The organism is Alkalibacterium pelagium, assembly GCF_900109325.1.
In the GTDB taxonomy this organism is placed as follows: Bacteria; Bacillota; Bacilli; order Lactobacillales; family Carnobacteriaceae_A; genus Alkalibacterium; species Alkalibacterium pelagium.
The window spans coordinates 202829-220668 of record NZ_FNZU01000001.1; the positions used below are offsets into that span (position 1 = coordinate 202829).

Here is a 17840-nt window from a genome sequence, read left to right on the forward strand (position 1 = left end):
CTATTGTCTAATTTATAGAGGAAGGATAGAATGGGGAACATCTTAGAAAGGGAGGCTATTATTATGTCGGCAACAGACACGCTTTGGGTATTATTAGGAACCGTTCTTGTTTTTTTCATGCAGGCTGGTTTTGCACTTCTTGAGTCAGGACTGACCAGAGCCAAAAACTCCGGTAACATTATTATGAAAAATCTGATGGATTTTGTTACGGGGTCTCTGCTCTACTGGTTCGTAGGTTTCGGTATCATGTTTGGCCCAACACTTTTCGGCTTCATTGGAAGACCGGATCTGTTCGTGACTCAGAACTACGACAGCAACATACCAGGGTACGTGTTCCTGATGTTTCAGACCGTCTTCTGCGCAACAGCAGCGACGATCGTGTCAGGAGCGATGGCAGAACGGACAAAATTCAGTTCATATCTTTTATACACAGTCGTTATTTCAGGTCTGATCTATCCTATCTCCGGACACTGGATCTGGGGAGGAGGCTGGCTCGCGGCCTTAGGATTTGAAGATTTTGCAGGCTCGGTCGCTGTTCACATGGTCGGCGGGGTGACTGCTCTCGTTGGAGCTAAAATCGTCGGTCCAAGAGCTGGAAAATATGATAAGGATGGCAAAGCAAAAACAATTCCTGGACATAATCTGGTTATTGCAGCCCTTGGCGTGTTTATCCTCTGGTTTGCCTGGTTCGGATTCAATGGCGCTTCTACTCTTGAAGCATCGGATGAAGGATCACTGACGCTGATTGGAACGATCCTTCTCAATACCAATTTAGCTGCCGCTTCTGGTACTTTGATTGCCATGCTTCTGTCCTGGTATCGATTAGGGAAACCAGATCTTGGACTGACAATGAATGGTGCTCTAGCAGGTCTGGTGGGAATCACAGCAGGCTGTGCAGTAGTTGATCCATTTGGCGCAGTCGCCATTGGTCTGATTTCTTCAGTGGCTATGGTTTATGCGATAGAATTCATTGAGAATAAGGCCAAAATCGATGATCCGGTCGGCGCATTCGGTGTACATGGTGTGGCTGGAGGTTTAGGAACGGTACTTGTTGGACTGTTTGCCGTAGATGGTGGGCTCTTTTATGGTGGAGGTCTCGGTCTTCTCGGAGTGCAGGCTCTTGGTGTGGCTGCAGTCGTTCTCTGGGTCACCGTTACCATGACTGCAGTATTCAAGCTCATCAATCTGACAATCGGTCTGCGTGTGTCACCTGAAGAAGAAGAAGCGGGTATGGATGTCAGCGAACATGGCCTGAAGAGCAGTTATGCAGATTTTACTCTTCCAGCTATTCCTGCCCCTCAACCGCAGCCGCGACCTGAACGATAAGTATTATGATACAAGAAAAAGGACGGGCCACCAACTGTAAGTCGGTGATCTGTCCTTTTTGCGTGTAATATATAGGTGGATCTAAGCCTCTTTGCCAGGTTGTGAAGCAAGGATATGAAGCTGTCCTTTTATTTCCCAATTCTTCACAGGTTCAGGAAGGATAAAGTGGTCGCCTCTTTTGAGTGAATAAGATATTTCATCAACAATCAGATCACCTTCTCCATCAAGCACACTGTAAAGCGAGTAGGGTGCATCAGCTGTAAAAGTCTGGTGCCCATCGATTTTCCAGTTTTCAACGTTGAAGAATGGATTCTTGACAAGTACCGTCTGACTGAATCCATCTGTGTCTGTTGATTCGAAAGTCAGATCAGGATCCTGATGAGGAACAGTCGTTACAGCGAGTGAATCAATGATATGAAGATCACGGGTTTCGCCGTTGTCCTGCACTCGGTCGTAATCGTAGACTCTATAAGTGGTGTCGCTAGACTGCTGAGTTTCCAGAATCATAATACCCGAACCGATTGCATGAATCGTTCCACTTGGTACATAGAAGAAATCTCCGGCTTTTACTGGAATGCGTCTCAGAAGATCGTCCCACTGTCCATGATTAATCATATCTTCCAGTTCGTCTTTTGTCTGTGCATGGTGACCGTAGACGATTTCGCTGCCTTCTTCTGCGTCCAGAATGTACCAGCATTCAGTCTTTCCTAGTTCCCCTTCTTTTTCAAGCCCATACGCGTCATCAGGATGAACCTGGACAGACAAGTCATCCTGTGCATCTATTATTTTTGTCAGCAGCGGAAAGACTGAATCTCCCTGATGCCCAAACAGTTCTTTATGTTCTGTCCACAGATTATCCAAAGTCATTCCTTTATAGGTTCCGTTCAGCACTGTACTAGGCCCATTTTTATGAGCACTGATTGCCCATAGTTCCCCCGTCTTGTCGCTGGGAATAGTGTAGCCATACTGATCCTTCAGTTTCTTTCCGCCCCATATCTTTTCTTTAAACACACCTTGTAAAAAAATAGGTTCCTGCATTGTTAATCTCCTTTCGTTCCATTTCATTCAGTTTAGCATAGAAAAGAGCCCGTGTAACAGAAACCTTTTATTTACTTTTACCTTAAGACGACGCTTGTACTTTTAAGTGTATTCACTTATAATTTATAAGGATTGATACCTTTTCGTTCGATATAATCATGACTAATTCATTATAATAGAGAAAGTAGGTTTTTTTATGGCGCAGCTCTTTTTTCGATACGGGGCTATGAATAGTGGCAAATCGATCGAGATCTTAAAAGTGGCTCACAACTATGAGGAGCAGAATAAACCGGTAGTATTGTTCACCAGTGGTCTGGACGATCGTGATGAAGTGGGGGCAATATCAAGTCGGATCGGCATCAAGCGCAAAGCAATCCCTGTCAATGACGATACGGATATCTTTGAAACGGTGAAGAGTATGGACAAATCCATCGCCTGTGTACTGATCGATGAGGCTCAGTTTCTTAAAAGAGAGCACGTGAATCAGCTGGCTCATATCGTTGATGAACTGTCGATCCCGGTCATGGCATTTGGCCTTAAAAATGATTTCCGGAATCAGCTTTTTGAAGGATCGGAACAGCTGCTGATACTCGCAGATAAAATCGAAGAAATGAAAACAATCTGCTGGTTCTGTCATAAAAAAGCTATAATGAATATGCGGATGCATGACGGAAAACCCGTTTATACAGGTGAACAGATAGTCATAGGGGGAAATGAATCCTATTATCCGGTCTGCCGGAAACATTACCATAACCCACCGATGATGAAGAAAGAAGATTTAAAATAAACGATTCGAGTGAATGATGAAAGGAGCGGACACATATGAGTATGTTCGATCGCTTGGAAGAAGTAGCGATACGCTACGATGAACTGAACGAATTATTAAGTGATCCTCAGGTGATCAGTGATACTGATCGTTTCATGAAATTGAGTAAAGAGGAATCTGACTTAAGAGAAACAGTTGCGTCTTTCAGAAAATATCAGGAAGTCAAATCTGAACTGGAAGATACTGAAGAGATGCTGAAAGAATCTCTGGACAGTGAAATGGAAGAACTGGCTAAAGAAGAACGTAAATCTCTGATCCAAGAAAAAGAAAGTCTTGAAGAGCAGCTGAAAATCATGCTTCTGCCAAAAGATGAAAATGATGAACGGAATGTCATCATGGAGATTCGAGGTGCAGCAGGAGGCGACGAAGCTCAGCTCTTTGCAAGTGACTTGTTCGATATGTACCAGAAATATGCGGACAATGAAGGCTGGAAAACTGAAGTGCTTGATGCCAACTCAAACGGGATAGGCGGATACAAAGAAATTACTTTGATGATCACCGGGACAAACGTATACTCGAAGCTTAAATTTGAGAATGGAGCTCACCGCGTACAGCGTGTGCCTCAGACAGAATCCCAGGGTCGTATTCATACGTCTACAGCTACAGTCGTTGTCATGCCGGAAGCTGAGGATGTGGAAGTGGATATTGATGAAAATGATATCCGAGTCGACATCTACCATGCAAGTGGGGCTGGAGGACAGCATGTCAACAAAACGGCATCTGCAGTACGCCTGACCCACGAACCAACTGGAATCGTTGTAGCGATGCAGGATGAACGGTCACAACTTAAAAACAGGGAAAAGGCGATGAAAGTTCTGCGTTCAAGGATCTATGACAAAATCACAACAGAAGCACAGGCTGAAGTGGATGCAGAAAGAAAATCTGCAGTCGGAACCGGAGACCGTTCTGAACGGATCCGTACCTACAACTACCCTCAGAGCCGTGTAACTGACCACCGTATTAATCTGACGATTCAGAAGCTGGATCAGATTTTGTCTGGTAAGTTAGGTGAAATCATTGATGCCCTTCTGATGTGGGAACAGTCTCAGAAAATGGAGCAGCTGAAAAATGAGTACTAATGGCACTGACCCTAAAATAACAGTTGGAGAAGTCCTGAATTGGGCTTCTTCTTTTTTAAAAATGAACAGGAGAGAGCCGAATATCGCAGAATGGGTCATGAAAGAGCTGTTTAGCTGGACGATCACTGATCTTTTATCCAGAAGACAGACTCATCTAACTGAGGAACAATGGGCGACATATAAGCAGGCGATCGAAGAATGTGCTGATGGACGTCCTCCTCAGCAAGTCGTTGGCCATGAATGGTTTTATGGCCGACCATTCACGGTGACTTCAGATACATTGATCCCCCGTCCTGAAACAGAAGAATGGTTTCACCGCTATCTGAAGATTCTTCCTGATAGAGCAATGAATGTTCTGGATATCGGGACCGGATCTGGTGTGCTGGCAGTCAGTCACAAACTTGAGCGGCCTCAGGATAAAGTGACAGCTGTAGATATCAGTCCAGAAGCATTGGCTATTGCCCAGTTGAATGCCAAAAGCATGGGAGCCGACGTTAATTTTCTGGAAAGTGATGTGACTGAAAAAGTGACTGGATCATTTGATCTTGTCTTGTCGAACCCGCCATATATCAGTCAGAATGAGAGAAATGAAATGGATGAGTCTGTCCTGAATTTTGAACCGCAGCTGGCCTTGTTTGCTGACGAAGAGGGGCTGTACTTTTATAAAAAGATGGCAGAAACGCTACCTCGACTCATGAACAATGGCGGGCAGATTGTTCTGGAATATGGCTATAGGCAAGGGGAACAGGTGAAAGCCATATTCGAGCACGCTTTTCCAGAAGCAGACGTTGTGATCTGGAAAGATATGAGCGGACACGACCGGGTTTTACACGTCAGTCATATTAATCAGGAAAGGCAGTGACGACTATGAAAACTAATAACTGGCAGCCGGAAGAAATCAGAGAAGCTGCTGAAGCACTAAAAGCAGGAGAAGTTGTGGCCTTTCCGACAGAAACGGTATATGGTCTGGGAGCAGATGCCACAAATGAAACAGCAGTAAGGAAAATTTTCGAAGCTAAAGGGAGACCGAACGATAATCCTCTGATTATTCATGTGTCGAACGTGACCCAGATGAAACAGTTCGTTTCCAGCCTCCCTGAAGAGGCTGAAAAGGTGATTGCTCACTTCTGGCCTGGCTCTTGTACGATCGTACTGAATAAAAAAGGTCCGCTGGCTCCATCCGTTACAGGCGGTCTGGATACAGTTGGTATTCGCATGCCTGACCATTCGGTAGCCTTGAACTTGATAGAGGCGACAGGTGTCCCTCTCGCAGCACCCAGCGCCAACTCGTCGGGCAGACCCAGTCCGACAACAGCCCACCATGTTCATGATGACCTGGACGGGAAAATCAGAGGAATCATAGACGGCGGACCAACCGGTGTAGGACTTGAATCGACAGTACTGGATCTGACGGATCCCGAAAAACCCACCATACTCAGGCCGGGCGGCGTTTCATATGAAGAACTGACTGAGGTGCTGGGGACTGTCTATATCGACACACATTTAAAGGATAAGACTCATGCCCCGAAATCTCCTGGGATGAAGTACCGGCACTATTCACCTGACATACCAGTGTATATACTGCCGGAAGATAAAGCGGCGGCAGAAGACGTTTTAAGCAAGCTTCATACGCAGGGAGAAACAATCGGTCTACTTGTCAGTGTCGAGCTGAATGAACAATTTGGCCACATGGCAGACGTGGTGTTTTCTCTAGGAGAGCGGGAAATCCCGCAGCAGGCAGCCAGCAGATTATATGACGGGCTGCGGGAACTCGACCGTTCTCCTGCCACGGTTATTTTAGCAGAAGCGTATAGCCCTGAAGGTATAGGTCTGGCCTATATGAATCGTCTGGAAAAAGCAGCCGAATGGCTCGACAGGTCCTTATAAAATTATCATTCTTCTGGAATATTCACCGAGCTTTCTGTACAATAGAATAGGAATTTAATACGGAGAGAGCAAAGGGGTAATAGTATGGGAAAACTTCAAGTAATTGATCATCCACTAATTCAGCACAAATTGACCATAATCAGAGATAAACGTACAGGAACAAAGTACTTTAGAGAAGTCGTCAACGAAATTGCACGTCTGCTGGCATATGAAGTATCGAGAGAAATGCCGTTGGAAGATGTCGAAATCGAGACACCTCTGGTTACCTCAACTCAAAAAAGACTGGCCGGTAAAAAAGTAGTTATCGTACCTATTCTAAGAGCTGGGCTGGGAATGGTAGATGGCATGCTTGATCTGATTCCTGCTGCTAAGGTTGGGCACGTAGGTATGTACCGTGACCACGAAACTATGGAACCTGTCGAATACTTTATAAAAATGCCTTCTGATTTACCAGAAAGAGAACTGCTGGTGGTCGATCCAATGCTGGCTACTGGAGGATCTGCTGTAGCTGCAATCGATGCCTTGAAAAAACGTGGTGCAACGAACATAAAATTCGTCTGTCTGGTTGCTGCACCTGAAGGCGTCAAAGTGCTTCAGGATGCTCATCCCGACGTAGATATCTACACAGCTTCATTAGATGAGAAGCTGAATGACAAAGGCTATATTCTCCCAGGACTGGGCGATGCAGGAGACCGTTTATTCGGAACCTTGTAATTAGTCTTAACATTTACTGAAACAGACTTCGATGGGATTTTCTCATCGGAGTTTTTTCTTGTTAGAATACGATTACCACTGTAACAATTGTGTTACAAGCATAATAAATGAAATATAACACTTCGTGTGCTATTATAGTTTCGAAAGGATGAAAGATATGACATTGACGACATTGCAGTCACTTATTGCACTAGTCTCACATATTTTCTTTATATTAACTGCATTCTGGTCCCTGCAGGCGGTACGCACGGACACACTGATTAAGAAGTATCATATTCCTCAGGCCAGAACATTATATATTCTTGCAGCCATTGCAATTGGGTATACAGTCAGTCAGTTTTTTCTCGATTTTATTCTTTCAATACAACAGCTGTTTTTCTTCTTATAATATTTTAAATAAGTATTGTACAGAACAGGAATATATGTCACAAACTTGTCATGGATAAAGGGATTCAATTGGTTCCTCTTTCAACGGGTATCTGGTATACTGTATCAGGCATTTCATATTCTGATTGCTTAATACATTAAATATCTGACAATTACAATTACAGTAGACAATTCGAAATAAGCTTGGTTTAAATAATGGAGGGCATAGAATGGATAAAATAATAGTTGGTGGAGGACGAAAACTCTCGGGTACAGTAGAAGTGGATGGTGCTAAAAATGCGGCATTACCGATCCTTGCTGCAACAGTTCTGGCTGAAAGCGGACAGAATGTTCTGACAAACGTCCCGTTGTTGTCTGACATCTATACAATGAATCAGGTACTGACACATTTAAATATGCCAGTATCTTTTGATGAAGATAAAAAAGAAATAATCATCGACTCAACAGATGATTTGAACAGTGAAACACCATTTGACTTTATGAGTAAAATGCGTGCATCGATTGTTGTAATGGGACCTTTGCTGGCTCGTACTGGACATGCAAAAGTTGCATTGCCTGGCGGATGTGCGATTGGATCAAGACCGATCGATCTGCATTTGAAAGGTTTTGAAGCAATGGGTGTCGATATACATATCGGCAATGGTCACATCGAAGCATCAGTAGATAAGCTGAAAGCCGCACATATTTATCTGGACTTCCCAAGTGTAGGAGCAACTCAGAATATTATGATGGCTGCAACACTAGCTGAAGGAACAACTACTATAGAAAACGTTGCTAGAGAACCTGAGATAGTTGACTTGGCCAACTTCCTGAACAAAATGGGAGCAAGAGTAGTTGGTGCAGGTACAGAAACGGTGAGGATTGAAGGAGTCTCTTCCTTGAAAGGAATCGAGCATTCTATTCTTCCTGACCGAATCGAGAGCGGAACATTTATGGTTGCTGCTGCTGTCACACAGGGAGATATTCTGATTAAAGACTGCGTATCCGAACACAACAAACCCCTAATTTCAAAACTGAAAGAAATGGGTGTAACTTTTGTTGAATCATCTAAAGGCTTACGCGTGATCGGTCCGGATAAGCTTAAACCGACTGATGTCAAGACGATGCCTCATCCTGGATTCCCAACGGATCTTCAGGCTCCAATGACTATTGCTCAGCTTGCAGCTGAAGGCACGAGTATTATGAGAGAAACTGTCTTTGAGAACAGATACATGCATATGGAAGAACTGAGAAAAATGAATGCTTCTTTCAAAGTCGACAGCCAGAGCCTTATCATTCAAGGTGGGCAAGTTCTACAGGGAGCCGAAGTAGCTTCAAGTGACCTTAGAGCCTCTGCTGCTCTTGTTCTTGCCGGACTTATTTCAAAAGGCTATACTCAAGTCACAAACTTAAGCCATTTGGACAGAGGATATTCTAATTTCCACGTCAAAATGCAGAAACTGGGTGCTGATCTGGAAAGAGTATCTGATGAGGAAACTGTATCAGGAAAAAGCAAGGAAGTTTCAGCAAACTGAGAGACAAAGGTATAGTGAAAAAACTGAGCGGACAGCCACCGGGCTGTCCGTTTTTTTTGGCCTAGTACCTGCTACTGCCAAGGCTATACCGTTTTTGAAACAAAGAAATACGAATATACTTACTACTGTTGAGATGCAGGACTGCTCCAGATTGCCGGTCTATTTAAGTGTATTCATATGAGTTTAAGCTGATTCAGATCATATGGTAATTTCTTGTCGAGGTTGAATAGAATATGACGTTTTCTTTTGGTTCTACACACATTTTTCCTAATTTATGGTTGCTCTTTTTTTGTACTTTAAGTATCATAGATAGAGTGAAAACAATTTTAAAAGAATCTCGCATTGTAAATATAGCAACTGACAGTTGAGAGGAGACAAACGATGGCTAGAGATATTGGCATCGACTTAGGAACAGCAAATGTGCTGGTACATGTTAAAGGAAAAGGAATTGTCCTGAACGAACCTTCAGTGGTCGCTCTGGATACAAAAACGAATGAAGTTCTCGCGGTCGGAGAAGACGCATATATGATGGTCGGACGTACGCCGGGAAATATTAAAGCAATCCGTCCCCTTCAGGGTGGAGTTATCGCAGACTTTGATATTACAGAAGCCATGCTGACTTACTTTATAGATAAACTTAATGTGAAAGGTTTTCTATCTAAACCTAATATCCTGATCTGCTGTCCAACAAATATTACAGCAATCGAACAGAAAGCAATCATCGAAGTCGCTGAGAAAAGCGGCGGAAAGAATGTCTATCTTGAAGAAGAGCCTAAAGTTGCGGCTATTGGAGCAGGAATGGATATCTTCCAGCCGAGCGGTAACATGGTCATCGATATCGGTGGAGGAACAAGTGATATTGCAGTCCTCTCTATGGGTGGCATAGTTACCAGCCGTTCCGTGAAAATTGCCGGTGATACTTTGGATAATGACATTACCCAGTATATTAAGAAAAAACACAATCTTCTCATTGGAGAACGTACGGCAGAGACTGTTAAAAAGGAAATCGGTGTGATTTTCGATCACGGTCGCAATGATGAAATGGATGTAAGAGGACGTGACATGGTCACTGGACTCCCAAGAACGATTACCATATCATCACTTGAAGTCATGGAAGCGACTAAAGAATCAATGGTCGTCGTGGTTGAACAGGCTAAAGCTGTTCTGGAACAGACCCCACCTGAATTGTCAGCTGACATCATCGACCGGGGCATAATTCTGACCGGTGGTGGAGCTATGCTTGACGGCATTGAGTTACTTTTCGCTGAAGAGTTGAAAGTACCAGTATTTAAAGCAGAAGATCCATTGGATAGTGTAGCGCTTGGAACTGGAATCCTGCTTGAAAACTTGAAAAAGAGAAACAAACCGTATTAATGATAGTAAGTTGATAAGTCTGGAATGTGAGTATTGGAGTGTTCGCTGATGACGTGGAAAACGATCTTAAAAGACATAGCATTTTATGTATTAAAAGTTCTAGTTGTTCTTTTGCTTATAGCAGCCGCTTTTATAGGGGGAGCAATGTTAGGATACAGCGTCATTGGAGGAGCTGGGGATCCTATGGATGTATTTAATCCGGAACTTTGGCAGCATGTATTGGACTTTATATTCTGATTTTTAGCTGTTTTGGCGTTTATCTTTGGATAAGCGTCTTTTTTTTCGTGACTTTCTGATTCTTTTATCAATATGTAATAGTAGGGAAAGAGAGATCTTTCTACTTTTATTTGAAGAGAGGAAAAAATGATGAACGCCATTTCATTGATTGGAAGATTGACCAAGGATATAGAGCTGAAAGATGTCGGAGAAGGAAGGCTGGTTACTAGTAATACATTAGCTGTAAGGAAGGCCTACAAGAAAGATGGAAGCAGTGATGCGGATTTCATCCCTTTTGTCGCCTGGGGAAAGAGAGCCGAACTTCTTGAAGAATATTGTTCAAAAGGGGATCTTATTGCACTGACTGGACGGATGCAGTCCAGATCGTATAAAACCGAATCAGAAGATACAAGATATGTTGTTGAAATGCTTGTTGAGGATCTGGAGTTCCTTCAGAAAAAAAGTCCTGACAAAGCTGCTGTTCAGCCCAGCTGAATGACACCAATAGAGCCGGTAGGATGACTAGTTTATCCTGCCGGCTTCTGTTGTATAATAAGCAGAAGGTGTTATGAACCAAATATGACATCGGGCTCGTCATACAGGGAATTTCTTCATTATTTGCATTGATTTACATAGAAAATTCAACTATGGTAGGTATAATAACAGGAGCACGTATTATAGAAAGAAGGATAGCTATGCATATTTTAATGGTTGAAGACAATGAATCAGTCTGTGAAATGATCGAAATGTTTTTTCTAAAAGAAGAATGGGAGGCCACCTTTGCACATAACGGTAAAGAAGGTCTTTCACTATTTCAGGAGAATGAAAGCAGCTATGATCTTGTCGTCCTTGATCTTATGCTTCCTGAAATGGACGGCATAACGATATGCAGAGAAATAAGAAAACAGTCCAAGACAGTCCCTATTATTATGCTGACTGCTAAGGACTCAGAGAGTGATGAGGTGATCGGTCTTGAAGTTGGGGCGGATGACTATGTCACTAAACCGTTTAGTCCACTTACTTTGGTCGCACGTATCAAGTCGCTTTTACGCAGAGCCAATGTCAATGCCTCCGATTCGGCTAGTGCTGAATACGAAATCGAAACGGAGCACTTGAAAATGGACCGGACGACTAGAGAAGTTCTATTATATAATCAGTCACTGGATAATCTGACACCTAAAGAATTTGATTTGCTTTACACTTTAGCCAACAGCCCAAGACGAGTTTTTTCGCGTGAGCAGCTACTTCAGCTGGTATGGGATTATGAATATTTCGGCGATGAGCGGACAGTTGATGCACATATAAAGAAACTACGTCAGAAATTGTCGGAGAATGGCCCTCAGGTAATTCAGACTGTATGGGGAGTGGGATATAAATTTGATGATACGGGATCGATCGATTAAGATGAAGCTGCCATATTTTTACCAGCAGTTTCTGGGCTTTTTAGCCGTTATCATTATACTGATGACTGTTACGGTAGTGTCTCTCGTTCATTTTGGACGGGATACTGCAGTAAGAAGCATCGAGACTCGCTTGTTTCGTTATGCTGAATCGATTACAGATGAATCATTGGATGGCAATGATCTCAGCACCATTCAGGAGCTCCTATATGCTCAAGGGGTATCGTTTTTTGTTTTTGACGAGACGGGCTCTCTAATTTTTCCAGAGCTTCCTCCCGATATAGAAGCGAGAGTTGTTCCGGAAGAAATAGGTCGGCTTCGTGCCGGAGAGCGTCTGTCGCTGACGACAAATCAGGAAGACATGCTTGGAAACCCTCGTGAAACGGCTCTGATCTATCTTCCTTACTTTGACAATCAGCAGGGAGACTACTCTGGATTCGTTACGGTTAGTGCACCGGTCAGTCACATTGATGAGCAGATGGAAGAACTGGAAGGGAACCTCTTCCAGGCATTTCTGATCTCGACTATATTAGCAGTACTTATGAGCTTTATTTTCGCCCATAATCAGGTCAAAAGGGTCAACCGTCTAAGAAAAGCAGCACATCAGGTGGCGGAAGGGGAGTACAGTATTCGTCTGGATCATAAGGAACGAGACGAAATCGACTACCTCTCAAGAGATTTCAACCGCATGGTCAGCGCGCTCAAGTTGTCTCAGGAGGAAGTGAATCGTCAGGAAGAGCGAAGGAAAACATTTATGCAGGATGCGGCGCATGAAATGCGTACTCCGCTGACTACAATCAATGGTCTGTTGGAGGGGCTTGAGTATGGGGTTATTCCTGAACAGCAGAAACTGAGAAGCATTCAGCTGATGCGCAAGGAAACTCGCCGCCTGATCAGGCTAGTCAATGAAAACATGGATTATGAAAATATTCGCTCCAATCGAATTGTTCTGAATAAGCATTATGTTCCGCTTAGTGATATACTTGAAGAAATTAAGGAACAGATGAAAGAGATTGTTTTAGAATCCACAAACAAACTGATAATAAAAGATGTTGAGGGGCTCTCCATATATGCGGACTATGACCGCCTGAAACAGATTCTTGTGAACCTCATAAAGAATGCCATGCAGTTTACCAGTGAAGGAACGATCATTGTCAGTGGAACAAAAACAGATGAGGGAGTCAGCATCAGCATTGAGGATACTGGGATAGGCATGTCTAAGGAAGAGCTGCGCTTTATCTGGGACCGTTACTTCAAAGCAGATTCCTCAAGAGTCAATACGAAATATGGAGAGTCCGGGCTGGGACTTGCCATTGTACAGCAGCTGGTCCAGCTTCACCAGGCTAGCATCGATGTCGAAAGTGAACCAGACGAAGGCACCATATTTACAATCCACTTCCCTGATAGAGATGAAGAGTATAGCGAAGAAGAATAAGAACAGCTCTTAATAGTTAATTAAATAATGAGAATATCTGACCTGTAAGGGCTTGTATAGTGGATGGAGTTAAAAGATCGTTCATTTTCATGTAAAGTTCTTTACAGGTCGGATTTTTTGGTCTATATTTATAGTTTGAAACAGGCATGTTCAGTACTGAATATATTGTGTGCTGACAGGCATCATGTCTAATAGTGATAAAGAAGGGACTTCTATGTCTAAGATAAAACAGATCTTCATGAAACAAACTGATCTATTCAGCGTACTTATCGTTCTATTCTGGCTGAAAACCTATTTTGCCTATCTGCTTGAATTTGATCTTGGGGTGACTGGATGGCTTCAGCATCTCATTTTGCTTATCAACCCTTTAGGTTTGGGGATCATTCTGTTTTCGGTGGCACTTTTCAGCAAAAACAAGAAACGGCGCATCGGGCTGCTGATGGGGATTCTCCTGGCGGCTACGCTGCTCCTCTATTCGAATATATTATATTACAGAGAATTTACAGACTTTCTGACAATGAATATTTTAGTCGGATCAAACAATGTATCCGGGGCACTGATAGCGTCCACACTTGCCATGATGAGGCCCTGGGATCTGCTGTACTGGATTGATGTATTAGTCTTTGCAGCTGTGATTTATAAGGTTAAAAAAGGCCAGCCGGCACTGCGCAACAGACTGGATATCAGCAGGAAGGCAGTCGGGACTCTTGTATTAGGTATTATTATGCTAGTGGGGAATCTTCTGCTGGCAGAAGTCAGTCGACCACAGCTGCTTACACGGACATTCGACCGGAATTACATTGTTAAATATATGGGAATCAACTTTTTTACAGGTTATGATGTATATCAGACTGCTAAGAATTCTCATATCAAAGCCAGCGCTGACGAATCTCATCTTGAAGAAATTGTCAGTTATGCGAAAGTCAATCGCGCTGAACCAGACCCACAGTACTTTGGAATGGCAGAAGACCGTAATGTCATAGTGATTGCTATGGAAAGTATTCAGCAGTTTCTAATCGATTATGAGCTTGAAGATGAAAACGGCGAGACACACGAAGTCATGCCGTTTGTAAATAGTTTATTTAACAGTGAAGAGTCTTTCAGCTTCAGTAATTTCTATCATCAGACTGGTCAAGGGAAATCTTCGGATGCCGAAATATTAACTGAAACATCTTTGTATGGTCTTCCTCAGGGCAGCGCGTTTCAGACTCTGGGGTCATCCAATACGTTTCATGCAACACCAGGAATACTGAAAAGTAAAGCAGATTACACGTCAGCTGCCTTTCATGGGAATGTCGGTTCTTTCTGGAATCGGTCAGACACTTACCGACAGTTCGGCTATGATTATTTCTTCGATGCTGAATATTATGACCTGTCAGGAGATCGGTCGCTTGAGTACGGATTGAAAGATAAGTTGTTCTTCAGAGATTCGGTTGAGTATCTGGAACAGCTCCCTCAGCCATTCTATACTAAATTTCTCACAGTCACGCACCATTTCCCTTATCCACTGGACGACCAGAATGCAGGGTTTCCGATTGCACAGACAGAAGATTCTACAGTGAACGACTTCTTTGCCACAGCTAATTATGCTGACGAAGCGATTGAAGAATTTTTCACTTATCTGAAAAAAACAGGTCTATATGAAAATTCTATTTTTGTCATGTATGGAGATCACTACGGGATTTCCAATATGAGAAACCCTCATGTGGCTCCACTTATTGGAGAAGATCCGGAAGAGTGGGGAGAATTCCAGAATGCTGAGATGCAGCAGGTTCCTTTTATCCTGCACATTCCAGGAATGGATGAGGGGCAAGTGTTCGACATGCCAAGTGGTCAGATCGATGTGCTGCCTACCTTGCTTCACCTCCTTGGAATAGAAACGGACGATTACCTTTTTATGGGACAAGATCTGCTGTCTCCAGGACATGACAGCAGCGTACCATTAAGGAACGGACGAGTGATCACAACTGATTACACCTTTATTAATGACCGGATCTATGACAATCAGACTGGCGAAGAGCTTTCAGAGCAGTTTAGCGAAGAAGAACGTCTTGAACTTATTGGTGAAAGAGACCAGGCTAGAATGGAACTGAATCATTCGGACAGACTGATGTCCATGGATCTACTCAGATTCTATCAGCCGGAAAGTCTGACACAACTGGAACCACTGGAGTATACGTATTCTAATCAGATGGAAGTTCTTCAAAATCATCCTGGAATACAGACTAGTGTTATTGAAAAGAACAGGGGTGAGTCGACACTTCACCTTTACGAAACTGACGCTCCTGAGATCAGAGAGAAAATCGACTATATTTATCGTCCTAATCGTGGACTGATGGAAAGAATACAGGATTAACAGATTGAATATGAAAAGAAGAGAGATGAACAGAAGAGAGATGAACAGATTGTTTGTCTCTCTTCTTTTCTTCTCGAGTAAACTGCAAGAGTCATGTATGGTATAATTATTTTGTGAAAGCAACAATGAAAAAGAAATCAAAGGGGCGCATTATGAAGAATTTACAAGTGAAAAAACTGGCAGCCAGTCGAATACAAAAAGGGTATCCGGCTTTAGAAGACTATGATTTCAAAGACAAAGACCAGGTTGTAGAAGGCGACTTTGTGAGACTGCTCGACAGCTCCCGCAAGTTTGTCGGTCTTGGCTATATTGGAGACGAGAAAAAAACAGCCGGTTGGGTGCTTTCTTTAGACGATACTGACAAGCTGGATGTATCTTTCTTCGATCGTCAGTTCAGAATGGCGCGAAAGAAACGGACATCATTCTATGCGGATAAACTGACGACCGCTTTCCGCTTCTTCAACGGTGAAGGCGACGGCATCGGCGGGGTGACTATAGACTATTATGACGGTTATTACGTCTTTACATGGTATAGCGCAGGGATTTATCAGCATAGAGACATGATTCTGGATGCATTTAGAATGGCAGTCCCCGACTACAAGGGGATTTATGAAAAACTGCGCTACCCGTCAGCTCCATTCAAGTCTAAATTTGTAGATGGAAAACAGGCAGACCAACCGATGACCATTCTAGAGAATGGGATTCGTTATAATGTCTACTTGAATGAAGGCTGGATGACAGGGATTTTCTTGGATCAGCGCAATGTCAGAAGAAAAATCATGGAAGAACTTGGTATGGGACGTAAAGTACTCAATGCCTTCAGTTATACCGGTGCTTTTTCAGTCGCAGCCGCAATGGGTGGTGCGTCTAAAACAGTCAACGTGGATGTGGCAAATAGAAGTAAGGAAAGAACTAGAGAACAGTTTGAACTGAATGGCTTGAATCCGGATGATCACGAAATCCGAGTAATGGATGTCTTTGATTATTTTGATTATGCCAAGAAGCATCAGCTGCGCTTTGATCTGATTGTTCTTGATCCGCCAACTTTTGCTAGAACTAAAAAACGAACGTTCAGTGTCGATCAGGACTATACGGAACTCGTAAAAGATGCAGTGGAAGTACTGGCTCAGAACGGCGTACTGATCACTTCAACAAATGCATGGAGCGTCAGCAGAGATGACTTTTTTGAAATGGTCAACGATGCTCTAGAAGAGCTTCAAGTGGACGCGTATCTGATGGATGAACATGATCTGCCAGATGACTTTGCAGTAAGCAGAGCGTATCCCGAGGGACACTACCTTAAAGTATTTGTACTTGAACGGACAAACTAAGTTAACTATATAAATGAGTAGACGTTCTGCAGTATGACCCGTGAGGATAAACTGCAGGGCGTTTTCTTGTAGTATGGAAGTGGATGAGTCTAAGTTGTTTTTTAAGGCTGAACAGATTCGTAAAGCTGTTCTTTTAGTTATGATTTTTTCATGAAAATTTATGTTCTTTAAGCTAACTTATACTGAAGGGCTTAATGGATATGCTAAAATAGTAAGGCATATGTAGAAAGGATGAACGTGATGACCGCTTATATCAGTGTAAAAGACGAAGTCAAGAAATATAAATCTGGAGAAACTGAAGTGATTGCCAATGACAAAATCACTTTTGATATTGAAAAAAATGAGTTTGCTGTAATTGTCGGTCCCAGTGGTGCAGGAAAAACAACTGTCTTGAACATACTTGGAGGGATGGATGCTGCAGATAGCGGGGAGGTTATTATAGACGGAACCAATATTGTTGGATTCGATCAGAAGCAACTGACTGAATATAGACGTAATGATGTAGGGTTCATCTTTCAGAACTACAATTTGATTCCCAACCTGACTGCTAAAGAAAATGTTGAACTGGCAGCTGAAATTTCACCTGATGCTCTTGATGCGGAGGAAGTACTCAGAAGTGTCGGACTGGAACATCGGATGGACAACTTTCCTGCTCAGCTTTCAGGAGGAGAGCAGCAGAGGGTAGCTATTGCCCGGGCTCTAGCTAAGCAGCCTAAGTTACTTTTATGTGACGAACCCACTGGAGCACTGGACTATGAAACTGGAAAGAAGGTTCTCGACCTCCTCAGCCGTTCAAAAGAAGAATATGGAGCAACGGTTGTCGTCATCACACATAACCGTGCCATTGCTCCAATGGCCAATCGAGTGATCGACATCAATAATGCGAAAGTCAGAGAAGTCACCATCAATGAACAGCCGCAGTCGGTTGAAAGCATTGAGTGGTAAAGGAGATGTCGA

General features: G+C 43.1%; 17 protein-coding genes. 16 read left to right on the plus strand and 1 reads right to left on the minus strand.

The window, feature by feature from the left end:
• Positions 1 to 63: 63 nt before the first annotated feature.
• Positions 64 to 1326, plus strand: coding sequence for an ammonium transporter (locus BMX79_RS00960; RefSeq protein ID WP_091478580.1), 1263 nt, complete (start codon positions 64 to 66; stop codon positions 1324 to 1326).
• A gap of 81 nt (positions 1327 to 1407) precedes the next feature.
• Here the strand turns inward: BMX79_RS00960 and manA are convergent, their stop codons facing one another.
• On the minus strand, positions 1408 to 2364 hold the full coding sequence (gene manA / locus BMX79_RS00965; protein ID WP_091478352.1) for a mannose-6-phosphate isomerase, class I: 957 nt from the start codon (positions 2362 to 2364) through the stop codon (positions 1408 to 1410).
• A gap of 196 nt (positions 2365 to 2560) precedes the next feature.
• On the opposite strand from manA, the gene BMX79_RS00970 reads away from it, so the two are divergent.
• The 15 genes from BMX79_RS00970 to BMX79_RS01040 all read left to right on the plus strand — a co-directional run bounded on the left by BMX79_RS00970 (position 2561) and on the right by BMX79_RS01040 (position 17828).
• Positions 2561 to 3151 (plus strand): thymidine kinase, encoded by a 591-nt coding sequence (locus tag BMX79_RS00970; protein ID WP_091478354.1) that lies wholly within the window; start codon positions 2561 to 2563, stop codon positions 3149 to 3151.
• A 41-nt stretch (positions 3152 to 3192) separates the two neighbouring features.
• Positions 3193 to 4269 (plus strand): peptide chain release factor 1, encoded by a 1077-nt coding sequence (prfA, locus tag BMX79_RS00975; protein WP_091478582.1) that lies wholly within the window; start codon positions 3193 to 3195, stop codon positions 4267 to 4269.
• A complete protein-coding gene (gene prmC, locus BMX79_RS00980; RefSeq protein ID WP_091478356.1) occupies positions 4259 to 5131 on the plus strand; it encodes a peptide chain release factor N(5)-glutamine methyltransferase in 873 nt (290 codons plus the stop codon). The genes prfA and prmC overlap by 11 nt, the downstream gene beginning before the upstream one ends.
• A gap of 5 nt (positions 5132 to 5136) precedes the next feature.
• On the plus strand, positions 5137 to 6156 hold the full coding sequence (locus BMX79_RS00985) for an L-threonylcarbamoyladenylate synthase (RefSeq protein ID WP_091478584.1): 1020 nt from the start codon (positions 5137 to 5139) through the stop codon (positions 6154 to 6156).
• A gap of 84 nt (positions 6157 to 6240) precedes the next feature.
• Positions 6241 to 6870: a uracil phosphoribosyltransferase gene (gene upp / locus BMX79_RS00990; RefSeq protein ID WP_091478358.1), complete on the plus strand. Its 630-nt coding sequence runs from the start codon at positions 6241 to 6243 to the stop codon at positions 6868 to 6870.
• 157 nt (positions 6871 to 7027) lie between these two features.
• A complete protein-coding gene (locus BMX79_RS00995) occupies positions 7028 to 7258 on the plus strand; it encodes a DUF1146 family protein (RefSeq protein ID WP_091478359.1) in 231 nt (76 codons plus the stop codon).
• Between the two features lie 208 nt (positions 7259 to 7466).
• The gene (gene murA / locus BMX79_RS01000; RefSeq protein ID WP_091478361.1) at positions 7467 to 8771 is read left to right on the plus strand and encodes a UDP-N-acetylglucosamine 1-carboxyvinyltransferase; all 1305 of its coding nucleotides are present in this window, start codon (positions 7467 to 7469) and stop codon (positions 8769 to 8771) included.
• Between the two features lie 381 nt (positions 8772 to 9152).
• On the plus strand, positions 9153 to 10145 hold the full coding sequence (mreB, locus tag BMX79_RS01005) for a rod shape-determining protein MreB (protein ID WP_091478362.1): 993 nt from the start codon (positions 9153 to 9155) through the stop codon (positions 10143 to 10145).
• A gap of 48 nt (positions 10146 to 10193) precedes the next feature.
• Entirely contained in the window at positions 10194 to 10382 is a 189-nt protein-coding gene (locus tag BMX79_RS01010; RefSeq protein WP_091478364.1) for a DNA-directed RNA polymerase subunit beta, read from the plus strand.
• A gap of 126 nt (positions 10383 to 10508) precedes the next feature.
• Entirely contained in the window at positions 10509 to 10856 is a 348-nt protein-coding gene (locus tag BMX79_RS01015; RefSeq protein WP_307724190.1) for a single-stranded DNA-binding protein, read from the plus strand.
• A gap of 200 nt (positions 10857 to 11056) precedes the next feature.
• A complete protein-coding gene (locus tag BMX79_RS01020) occupies positions 11057 to 11764 on the plus strand; it encodes a response regulator transcription factor (protein ID WP_091478365.1) in 708 nt (235 codons plus the stop codon).
• Positions 11742 to 13196 (plus strand): ATP-binding protein, encoded by a 1455-nt coding sequence (locus BMX79_RS01025; RefSeq protein WP_246117603.1) that lies wholly within the window; start codon positions 11742 to 11744, stop codon positions 13194 to 13196. Before BMX79_RS01020 ends, BMX79_RS01025 begins: the two co-directional genes overlap by 23 nt.
• Positions 13197 to 13410: 214 nt before the next feature.
• Positions 13411 to 15552 (plus strand): LTA synthase family protein, encoded by a 2142-nt coding sequence (locus tag BMX79_RS01030; RefSeq protein ID WP_091478369.1) that lies wholly within the window; start codon positions 13411 to 13413, stop codon positions 15550 to 15552.
• A gap of 152 nt (positions 15553 to 15704) precedes the next feature.
• Positions 15705 to 16883: a class I SAM-dependent rRNA methyltransferase gene (locus tag BMX79_RS01035; RefSeq protein WP_091478370.1), complete on the plus strand. Its 1179-nt coding sequence runs from the start codon at positions 15705 to 15707 to the stop codon at positions 16881 to 16883.
• Positions 16884 to 17123: 240 nt separating this feature from the next.
• Positions 17124 to 17828 carry an ABC transporter ATP-binding protein gene (locus tag BMX79_RS01040; RefSeq protein ID WP_091478372.1) on the plus strand — a complete coding sequence of 235 codons (705 nt, stop codon included), beginning with the start codon at positions 17124 to 17126 and terminating at the stop codon, positions 17826 to 17828.
• The last annotated feature ends 12 nt before the right edge of the window (positions 17829 to 17840 follow it).

Excerpts from the sequence above, each read along its gene's own strand:
- BMX79_RS00960 (WP_091478580.1), top strand. The coding sequence starts at position 64 with ATGTCGGCAACAGACACGCTTTGGGTATTATTAGGAACCGTTCTTGTT.
- manA (WP_091478352.1), bottom strand. The coding sequence starts at position 2,364 with ATGCAGGAACCTATTTTTTTACAAGGTGTGTTTAAAGAAAAGATATGG.
- BMX79_RS00970 (WP_091478354.1), top strand. The coding sequence starts at position 2,561 with ATGGCGCAGCTCTTTTTTCGATACGGGGCTATGAATAGTGGCAAATCG.
- prfA (WP_091478582.1), top strand. The coding sequence starts at position 3,193 with ATGTTCGATCGCTTGGAAGAAGTAGCGATACGCTACGATGAACTGAAC.
- prmC (WP_091478356.1), top strand. The coding sequence starts at position 4,259 with ATGAGTACTAATGGCACTGACCCTAAAATAACAGTTGGAGAAGTCCTG.
- BMX79_RS00985 (WP_091478584.1), top strand. The coding sequence starts at position 5,137 with ATGAAAACTAATAACTGGCAGCCGGAAGAAATCAGAGAAGCTGCTGAA.
- upp (WP_091478358.1), top strand. The coding sequence starts at position 6,241 with ATGGGAAAACTTCAAGTAATTGATCATCCACTAATTCAGCACAAATTG.
- BMX79_RS00995 (WP_091478359.1), top strand. The coding sequence starts at position 7,028 with ATGACATTGACGACATTGCAGTCACTTATTGCACTAGTCTCACATATT.
- murA (WP_091478361.1), top strand. The coding sequence starts at position 7,467 with ATGGATAAAATAATAGTTGGTGGAGGACGAAAACTCTCGGGTACAGTA.
- mreB (WP_091478362.1), top strand. The coding sequence starts at position 9,153 with ATGGCTAGAGATATTGGCATCGACTTAGGAACAGCAAATGTGCTGGTA.
- BMX79_RS01010 (WP_091478364.1), top strand. The coding sequence starts at position 10,194 with ATGACGTGGAAAACGATCTTAAAAGACATAGCATTTTATGTATTAAAA.
- BMX79_RS01015 (WP_307724190.1), top strand. The coding sequence starts at position 10,509 with ATGATGAACGCCATTTCATTGATTGGAAGATTGACCAAGGATATAGAG.
- BMX79_RS01020 (WP_091478365.1), top strand. The coding sequence starts at position 11,057 with ATGCATATTTTAATGGTTGAAGACAATGAATCAGTCTGTGAAATGATC.
- BMX79_RS01025 (WP_246117603.1), top strand. The coding sequence starts at position 11,742 with ATGATACGGGATCGATCGATTAAGATGAAGCTGCCATATTTTTACCAG.
- BMX79_RS01030 (WP_091478369.1), top strand. The coding sequence starts at position 13,411 with ATGTCTAAGATAAAACAGATCTTCATGAAACAAACTGATCTATTCAGC.
- BMX79_RS01035 (WP_091478370.1), top strand. The coding sequence starts at position 15,705 with ATGAAGAATTTACAAGTGAAAAAACTGGCAGCCAGTCGAATACAAAAA.
- BMX79_RS01040 (WP_091478372.1), top strand. The coding sequence starts at position 17,124 with ATGACCGCTTATATCAGTGTAAAAGACGAAGTCAAGAAATATAAATCT.